Here is an 8,676-nt window from a genome sequence, read left to right as displayed (position 1 = left end):
AGCGGTACTCGAGCTAACGCTCATTGTGTTGAGTGGTGAAGGGCGGAGGTGGACGGCTTTTGCTTTTGCTTTTGCTTTTGCTTTTGCTTTTGTGGGAGTGGGCTTGTCCGCGAAGGCGGCCTTTGGGCCGACCTGGTTTTGGCGGGTGTACATATTCCTTGCTGCCGCTGTGGTCAGTTCCCTCTCCCTCCGGGCGGTCCGACGTTTCGGGAGGGTTAGGGTGAGGGCAGCGCTCTAAAGTCTGTTTAAAAAAATGTCTGAATCAACGGATCCTTCCCACAAGGTTTTCAGGTTGTCCGTCGGAAGCGCGGTCTCTAGCCTTTACCCGTCACTGCCAATTCAGTGACCGGGCCTGGAAACCCGAAGATACGGGGGAGCAAACACAGTTTTCATAACGTATGCTTGCGCACTTTCATTGTGTGCACGCTGTTATGGCGGTTGTGCGCGGGAGACATTCGTGTCTGCCGGGTTGCTCTCTCTCCCGGATTTCCAGCCTGCGTACAGCTGCCACCCATTTGTCCTGGAAGTCGGATGGGCCAGCCCACTATCAATGAGAGAGAAACACCATGAAAAAACCAACACCCAACCCGCCTGAATCCGAAGCTCCCATCGCCTCAGACCCTACATCCCCCTACGAATCTCACGACTCAAAGAAATTCCACGACGCCGCCGAACGCGCCCTCGATCACTACCTGGCTCCAACCGCGCTCATCATGCTTTCCGCCCGTGAACCCGAACGCATGTACCTCGCCAACCCGGCCTACAACACCGAATCACTGCTGGCCAATGCCAGCGAAACCCTGGGTTCAGCTTCCGAGATGCTCAGCAACTTCGCCGCGACCCTCGATCACTCCCACCGCAAAACCGCACTGGGCATCGCCCAGGTGGTGATGGTTGCGGAGCTGGCGGTCAATCAGGCGCTTGATCATGTAGAGCTGCAACCTTAAACAATCCAAAAAACGCGACTTAGAACCAGGGTTGCGTTTTTACCGCGTTTTTTCTTCTCAACGAATGCAATATCTGCAAAAAAAGCGCTCCCTAAAGGGAGCGCTTTTTTGTATGAGTCAGGTTGATCATGCTGTGAGGGAGCACTACGTCACGGATATTCCTGACGTGCATGCACAACGCTCAAGATATTTATCCGGCCCACGGCTTGGTAAATAAGCAAGTAGTTGGGATGTACAACCATCTCACGAGTTCCGGAAGCTCGCCCCACTCGATAGAGATGTGGATGTTTGGCAAGGGTAACTGTTGCGGCTTCAATAGCGTTGGAAAGCCTGTTAGCCGCTTTGAGGTTACGGTCACTGATGTAGTCAAGAATGTGCAGGAGTTCAGCCCTGGCTTCGGGCTGCCACTCAACCTGCATCGTGTTTTTTACGCTTTGCTTCCATCAGGGCATGCATTTCGGCCATCACCTGATTATTAGGAATACTCGGGCGTGGATCATTCATGGAAGCCTGCACTTTGGCTATCAACCAACGGTCATAACTCGCAGCCTGCTCCTCAGGATCAAGATCCGAAACAACCGGGCACAGTGGGTCGATCAAAGACGGGTCGATCATGGAACCTCCGGGTTTGGTGCCTGGAAGTCTATTCGGTAACGGTATCGCTGTCGTCGCTGTGTGGATGAATTGCATGTGGGCCAAGCTCCATGAGCATGAGGATCAAGTTGTCCCGGCAAATCCTAGAGCCTGCACTTCCGACGGCCAACCGCCAGAACTCGTCAGAAAATTCCCGAAGCTTCTGAAAACGTTCCGTTTTTCCGTAGGACCCAACCATGGGCTTTTACCCATGGGCGACGTTAGAATGCCATCATTTTCAGTGTGCAAATCAAATCAAAAGGAATGAATAAGTGCTCATACTGTCCGTGCTGGCCCTGTTGTTTACCGTGACGTCCGCCTTGATTGGGGTGGTTGGTGTGATAGCGCCGAAGCTTTTCAGGGACAGAAAAACCGGTCGGATCCCGAGCCGGTTTAGCCTGTTCCTGGCAGGGTTGGTCATGAGCGGAGTTTCTTTCGCTCTTCTCACCTATTCCTCCACGAAGGCTCACCAGGCCGGAAGCTTTGGCGGGTCGGGGGTCGTCTCCGCCAGCGCCAAGCGCGACGCTTCACCTTCTGCGACTTCCATGGGATTGAGCGTCGACGAGTTCCATGACGCGTTCAACGCCGCTATTGGTCGATACAAAAAAGAATACAAAGCCGCCGATTTTGAAGTCGACACAACCGGTGTCACGGGGGTGTTCAAGTACATCTTCAGCCAGGACCTGGCGATGATGGGAACCCTTGACAAGAATGACGGCAACGTCGACTTGATCATCATCAACATCTCTCCAAACGAGGAGGAGGCGGAACAGCTTCGTATGTTGACGGTTCTGTTGGCGACCACAGAGGCACTCAATCCTGACATTCCAGTGGAGGAGAACAAAAAGATGGTGATGGACGTGTTCCATGAATCCATTGTGAAGTTCAATTCTGAAGAGTCGGTCGAGCGTCGGGTAGGCGACCTCAAATACTCGGCGAGGACAGGTGACCACACAGGCATGATGTTTTCTGTCGTGAAGAGCAGCGAAGGCTGAATCGTCCTGCAGGCAAAAAAAAACCGCGATCCCCTCACCCGAGGATCGCGGTTTTTTTTACCCAACACTTACTGCTGCAAAACCGTCGCCTGGTTGGCCGACCCGAACTGTTGGATGGTCGCGGTCTGCGTCATCCCGCTTTGATCCACATTGGCAATGTTCCCCGTCCCGCCCTGGGTCACGTACGCGACGTTCATGGTGTCAGCCTGTTTCACGCTGATCTGGTTGTCGCTGCCATACAACTGCGCGGTGTACGCCTGGTTGCCGGTGCCGGACTGGTCGAACTCGGCGCTGTTGCCTGAGCCGTTGGATGAGCCCTGGATCAGGTTGGTGGTGCCGCGCTGGTCGGCGATGAGGATGTTGTCGCTGCCGTTCTGATCGAAGTACAGCTCGTTGTAGGAATCGGCCTGGCTGATGGTGGTCTTGTTCCCGGTGCCGGTCTGGTTGGTGGTCATGATGTGGCCGACGCCGTCCTGGGTGAAGCTGGCGATGTTGCCATTGCCGGCCTGGTTGACGGTGGCGCGCTGGTTGCTGCCGAACTGGCCGCCGGATTGCGGGCCTTTCCAGTTGCTGGCGTAGACCTTGTTGTCGTTGCCCACCGAGGTGGCGTTGAGCACATGGCCGTCGCCGTTCTGGTAGGTGAAATGCACGTTGCCGTTGCCCACTTGGTAGAGCGCCAGGGTCGAGTTGATCGATTCGAACTGGTCGGCGTAGATCGCGTTGAGGTTGCCGACCTGGGTGACGGCGGCGGTGTTGTTTTCGCCGAAGCTCTGGTCGACCACGGTTTCGTTGCTGTCGCCGTACTGGTTGATCGTCGCCTGGCTCGCCAGTTGGGTGTCCTGCCAGATTTCGGTGCCGTTGAGGTTGCCGAACTGATTGATGGTGATGTTGCCGCCGGTGCCGTTGCGCTGGTCACCGTAGGCGTAGTTGCTTTCGCCGGCCTGGTTGATACCGATCTGGCCGCCGTTGTGCAGCACTTGTTCGGCGGTGCCGTAGTTGGCGGTGCCGTACTGGGTGATCACCGAGCTGTTGCCGGTGCCTTCGTACAGTTGCTCGATGTTGGCTTCGTTGCTGTCGCCGAACTGGAAGGTCTTGCCTTCGCTGCCGTTCTGCGAGTCCTGGTAGACGAACGAGAAGTTGCCGGTGCCTTGCTGCTGTTGCAGCGCCTGGTTGGGGGTGCCGAAACCCAGGGACTGGCTGGCGTGGGCGGTGTTGAAGGCGCCGACCTGTTGCTGGGTGATGGTGCCGTTGTCTTCGAACAGTTGCTCGGCGTAACCGGCGTTGTAGTCACCGACCGACGTCTGGCTGATGGTGCTGCTGGCATGATCCTGCACGGCTGCCGCGTCGTTGCCCTGGCCCAATTGCTGCTGGGTGACGGTGCCGAATGAGGACTGGGTCTGCTTCACATCGGCGATGTTGGCGGTGCCGTTCTGGTTTTGTGTGGAAAAGCTGTCGTCGGCCATCGCCTGGGCACTGATCATGACCAGGATGGCGGCGGTGAGGGGCGTCAATTTGAACATGATGATCTCTCCAAGGGTTGCAGTGCTTTAGCGGTATTGCTTGACCGAGACGCTCATTCCGTTGCCCGACTGGGTCACGGCGCTCTGCAGCCCCGTGCCGGCCTGCTCGATGCTGGCGTCGTTGTTGTTGCCGTTTTGCGAAATCTGCGCGCGGTTGTGGCTGCCGTTCTGGGTAATGGAAGCGGCGTTGCCGGAACCGTTCTGGGTGATCAGCGCCATCAGGTCGCTGCCCTGTTGCAGGATGTACGCCTCCTGATTGCTGCCCGACTGCACGATCCGCCCGAGCAGCGACTGACCGTTCTGTGAAAGCAGCGCGAGGTTGGCCTGGCCGTTCTGGTCGATCAGCGCTTGCTGACCCACCGGCGGTGGCAGCTCGCCGAGATCGGCCGAAGGTGCCAGGTCATCGTTTTCCATCAGGTCGTCGGCGCGCACGCCTGTGCTGCTGCACAGCAGGAGCAGGCAAAGCAGGGCGGCGGTCGACTTGTTCATGGCAAAGGTCCTGTCGGGCTTCAACCGGTTCTACGTCAGGCCTCACCCACCCGAAGGTGGGTGAGGTACGCGTTTACAGCGTGGTCACCGACACCGTGCGCACGGTGCCCTGGGACGAACGGATGGTGGCGGTCGGGTTGGCCGAAGGCACCACGTTCGTATTGTTCAGCGTCAGCCGCCAGCGACCTGTGACCGGCACCGTCGTCGTGCCGAGGGTGACCAGCCCGGTCGGGGTGGTGACCTGCACGGTGATGGTGTTGCCGGTGGTCACCGACGAGGTGCCGGCGAAGTCCCAGTTGAAGCGGTTGCCGGAGCGTGCCTGCACCGTCGAGGTGGTGATGGTGAACGTCTCCGCCGCTGGCCGTGGCGACACTTGCACGGTGACCGTCGCCGGCGTCGACTGGGCGCCGAAGCTGTCCCGGGCGATGTAGGTGAAGGTCGTGGTGAAGGCCGTGGTCACGGTGGCCGGTGGGGTGTAGGTGATCACCGTGCCGTCAGTGCTGACCGTGCCGCGTCCTGCCGGCGGTTGGGTCAGACTGGCGACGCCCAGCGGTGTGTTGCCTTCCGGATCGGTGTCGTTGGCCAACACGTTGATCGGGATGGCGACACCCAGGGTGGCGACGCTGTCGGCGACGGCGGTCGGTGGCCGGTTCGGTGCGACGGTGATGGTCACGGTGGCCGGGTTCACCGAGGCCAGGCCTTTGGCGTCCTGGGCCTTGTAGGTGAAGCTGGTGGTCAACGTGGTGTTCACCACCGCTGGCGGGGTGTAGACCACCGAGGTGGTGCCGTTCAGGGCAACGGTGCCCTGGCCGGCGGCCGGTTGGGTCAACGCGGTGATGGTCAGCGGTACGTTGTTGTCCGGGTCACTGTCGTTGGCCACCAGGTTGAGCGTGATCGGCACGCCGAAGCTGGTGTTGCCGGTGTCGGCGACGGAGAGCGGCGCCTGGTTCTCACCGGTGTCCGGCGCGGTGCCGACCACGACCACAGGCTCGGTGTCGCTGCCGCCAGCGGCGGATTTGACGGTGATGGTGGCCGGTGGCTGCGTCAGGTCGGCCACGGTGATCCGTTGCAGGGTGCCGGTCTTCGACAGCCGTCCGTAGCCTTGGGCGACCATGTCCGGCACCGCGACTTCATCGGTCGAGGTGGCCTCGATCAGCAGGCTGTGGTTGGACCAGTTGTAGCGCGCGGTCTGCACTTTCACGATGTCGGTGAGTTTGCTCGACACGGAGGTCGGTCGGGTGGTGCCCGCCGGGTTGGTCGCGGTCACGACCACCACCGAAGGCAGGGTGCCGGTGCCCAGGCGCTGGCCGAAGAACAGGCCGTTGTCGCCCAACAGGCTGGTCTGGCACGGTGTTGGCGGTGGGCCGGGGAGCAGCGCGACGCTTTCGCGAAAGCACAGGGTCGAACTGTTGTCAGCCTTGGCGAACACCTCGGCACGTACCCCCGCCGACGTCCGGCGATAGGTCGCGCGTTCGATGGCGACCTGGGTCTGTTGCCGGTTGTCGAGCACCTTGCCGGCGACGGTGAACAGGCTGGTTTCGATGGTGCCGGCGGGGCCGCTGATGCGCACGAAGTTGGTATTGAACGGGCTGCCGGTCACTGCTTCGGTGAGGTTCGGGTCACCGACGAAGGTTTCGATGCCGCCGGTGTCCGGGTTCACTTCGGTGTACGGCCCGTTGACGCTGCGCAGGAACGGCCCGATGGCGCCGTTGAGCGCACCGCTGAAGTTGCCCGGCGCGCCGATGCCGATGTCTTTGGTGATGTTGATCGCCCGCCGGCCAGGGGTGGTGACGTTGACCGTTTCCACGCCGTAGGGGTGGGTGATGGTGTAGGTGCCAGCGGTTGGTACGTTCACCCGGATGCGGATCCGCGCGAAGCTTTGCTGATCGCCATCCACCGGATTTTCCGAGGCGAACGCCGCTTCGATCCCGGCGACATACGCGTCCATGCCATAGCCGGCGGTGTTGTTGGCAATGTTGGTTTCAGCGAGAAACCAGAAGGCTTCCGGCGGCCAGTTGTCGGGGAACACCATCGGTTGGGTGTCGTCGAAGATGCCCGGTTCCGGCAGCAGCGTACACATGTAGGCCGGTGGGGTGCTGACCGGCACCCGCGAACTGGCGGCGCGCGACTGGCAGAGCTCCATCGACAGCAGGTTGTTGTCCTGATACCACATCGGGAATTTCCCGGTGGCGAAGGTGTAGGGGCCGGGATCGACGGCGGCCAGTTGCGCGAACGCACTGCCGGTCAGCGAGAGAGTCAGCCCGAGCGCGTTGAGCGCAAAGCGTGGCCACTTGTTCATGATGCCTCCTGATGCGGATCTGGGCATGTGAGCGTTCATTGCACGATGACCACTTCTTCGGTATCGGTGCCGCCGTTGGACGACGTCACCCGAACCTTGGCCGGTGGAATCGGCGAGATGCCGGTCGCCAGGGTTTTCACCGCGCCGTCGCCACCCAGCGCACCGATGGCGGCGCCGCTGCCGGAGGTGACGGTGAGAACCGGCGGCGAGGTTTCGTCACTGGTCGAGGCCACCACGGTCAGTTGCCCGGAACTGAGGCTGTACTCGGCACGCTGGATCACCACCAGGTCGGTCAGGGTCATGGGCAGGGTGGTCGGCGTGCTGCTGGCGATGGCGAGGTGGTTGTCGGCGGTCACTTGCAGGGTGGTCGGCAGGGTCGGGTTGGCCGACGACTGCGCGTACCAGGCGCCGGTGCTGTCGGCTTCCTTGAGATTGAGTACCGGAGTGCTGCTGGTGACCGCGACCGTAGCCGGTGCAGGCGGGGCCTGGACGAACACGTCCTGCTGGGCGATCGGAGCGCTGACCCCGGGCGTGCGCGAATAGGTGCTGCGCTGGGTGATCAGCGGGGTAGGCCGGACCACCGTGGACAACTTGCCGGAGATCGCGAACACCGTGGTCCGCAGGTCGATGCCGCCGGGGCCTTCGATGCGGATGAAGTTGGTGTTGAACGGGCTGCCGGTCACCGCCTCTTCGAGGTTCGGGTCGCCGACGAATTGTTCGGCGGCACCGCTGACCGGGTTGGTCTCGGTGTACGGCCCGTTGACGCTGCGCAGGAATGGCCCGATGTCACCCTTGAGCGCGCCGTCGTAGGTTTTCGGGGTGCCGATGCCGATGTCGCGGGTCATGTTGATCGCGCGGCGACCGGGGGTGTCGACGGTGAACACTTCGACGCCGTAAGGGTGAGTGATCACGTAGGTGCCGGCGGTCGGAACGTCGACCCGGATGCGGATCCGGGCGAAGCTGACCTGATCGCCTTCGACCGGTTCTTCGGCGGCGAACGCGGCTTCAACCGCCGCGACATAACCTAGGTCGATGCCGCGGGCGGCGTCGACGACCGAGGCGTCGGCGGTGAACCAGAAGGCTTCGTCGGGGAAGTTGGTGGGGAACACCACCGGTTGGGTGTCATCGAATACGCCAGGGGTCGGCAGCAGCGAGCACATGTACGACGGCGTGCCGGGTGTGCTGGGGACGCGCGAGCTGAGTGCTTTGGACAGGCACAGGTCCAGGGTGCGGCCGTGGGTGTCCTGATACCAGCCGGCAAAACCGCCGTTGGCCGGTGTGTAGGGGCCGGGGTCGACGGCGAACAAAGCGGCCTGGGCGATGCCCTGGGCCAAGGCGCTCACGACCAGGACGGTCGCGGTTTTGGACAGTAAAGGGTGCATGAGTTAATCCCTCTATCAAAGTACCTGTCCCACGGGGATGGGTCAGTTGCAGGGGGGCTGTACAACTTCCATACCAATGTGATGATTTTTGCGGCGCGGGCTTGTGGGGCGGGGGTTGTGTCGGGGATGGGAGTTTCTGTTTTACGGGGGGATAGGGCGAGAGTCCCCAGAGTTGGGGGGTGTGGGTTCTCTTGGGTTTTTGCTGTTTTTTGGGGAAGGGCTTGGCGGCTTTTGGGCCGACCAGGGTCTTGGGGTTTGGGGTGAATATCCGTTTTTTGGGGTGTTGCTGATGGCGGTTTCGCCCTTACGGCGAGTCCCTTTTGCAAACGCCCAAAAGGAACCAAAACGCTGGGCCCCGGCGTTCGGCCCCTCGCTTAGGCTCGGGGTTCCTTCGTTGCGGGATTCATCCGG

8 protein-coding genes are annotated in these 8,676 nt (G+C 61.1%); 2 read left to right on the top strand and 6 right to left on the bottom strand.

The annotated features are described in order from the left end of the window. Window positions 1–566 precede the first annotated feature (566 nt). A complete protein-coding gene (locus tag KVQ74_RS29045; protein ID WP_217834802.1) occupies window positions 567–947 on the top strand; it encodes a DUF6124 family protein in 381 nt (126 codons plus the stop codon). 149 nt (window positions 948–1,096) lie between these two features. Here KVQ74_RS29045 and KVQ74_RS29040 read toward each other — a convergent pair whose 3' ends face one another. Then, window positions 1,097–1,366: a type II toxin-antitoxin system RelE/ParE family toxin gene (locus KVQ74_RS29040; protein ID WP_217834801.1), complete on the bottom strand. Its 270-nt coding sequence runs from the start codon at window positions 1,364–1,366 to the stop codon at window positions 1,097–1,099. After that, window positions 1,356–1,562, bottom strand: coding sequence for a type II toxin-antitoxin system RelB family antitoxin (gene relB, locus KVQ74_RS29035; RefSeq protein ID WP_217834800.1), 207 nt, complete (start codon window positions 1,560–1,562; stop codon window positions 1,356–1,358). The genes KVQ74_RS29040 and relB overlap by 11 nt, the downstream gene beginning before the upstream one ends. 290 nt (window positions 1,563–1,852) lie before the next feature. Here relB and KVQ74_RS29030 point away from each other — a divergent pair, with 290 nt between their 5' ends. After that, window positions 1,853–2,575 (top strand): hypothetical protein, encoded by a 723-nt coding sequence (locus KVQ74_RS29030; protein WP_217834799.1) that lies wholly within the window; start codon window positions 1,853–1,855, stop codon window positions 2,573–2,575. A gap of 68 nt (window positions 2,576–2,643) precedes the next feature. On the opposite strand, the gene KVQ74_RS29025 is transcribed toward KVQ74_RS29030, so the two are convergent. The 4 genes from KVQ74_RS29025 to KVQ74_RS29010 all read right to left on the bottom strand — a co-directional run bounded on the left by KVQ74_RS29025 (window position 2,644) and on the right by KVQ74_RS29010 (window position 8,265). After that, window positions 2,644–4,095, bottom strand: a complete 1,452-nt coding sequence (locus tag KVQ74_RS29025; protein WP_217834798.1) for a curlin — start codon at window positions 4,093–4,095, stop codon at window positions 2,644–2,646. A 27-nt stretch (window positions 4,096–4,122) separates the two neighbouring features. Then, window positions 4,123–4,584: a curlin gene (locus KVQ74_RS29020; RefSeq protein ID WP_217834797.1), complete on the bottom strand. Its 462-nt coding sequence runs from the start codon at window positions 4,582–4,584 to the stop codon at window positions 4,123–4,125. Between the two features lie 73 nt (window positions 4,585–4,657). Beyond that, a complete protein-coding gene (locus KVQ74_RS29015) occupies window positions 4,658–6,883 on the bottom strand; it encodes an Ig-like domain-containing protein (RefSeq protein ID WP_217834796.1) in 2,226 nt (741 codons plus the stop codon). A gap of 35 nt (window positions 6,884–6,918) precedes the next feature. After that, complete coding sequence (locus tag KVQ74_RS29010; RefSeq protein ID WP_217834795.1) at window positions 6,919–8,265, bottom strand: hypothetical protein; 1,347 nt, start codon at window positions 8,263–8,265, stop codon at window positions 6,919–6,921. Window positions 8,266–8,676 lie beyond the last annotated feature (411 nt).

The sequence above is a fragment of the Pseudomonas botevensis genome (assembly GCF_019145475.1).
GTDB lineage: Bacteria > Pseudomonadota > Gammaproteobacteria > Pseudomonadales > Pseudomonadaceae > Aquipseudomonas > Aquipseudomonas botevensis.
This window is presented reverse-complemented; position numbering and strand designations above follow the sequence as displayed.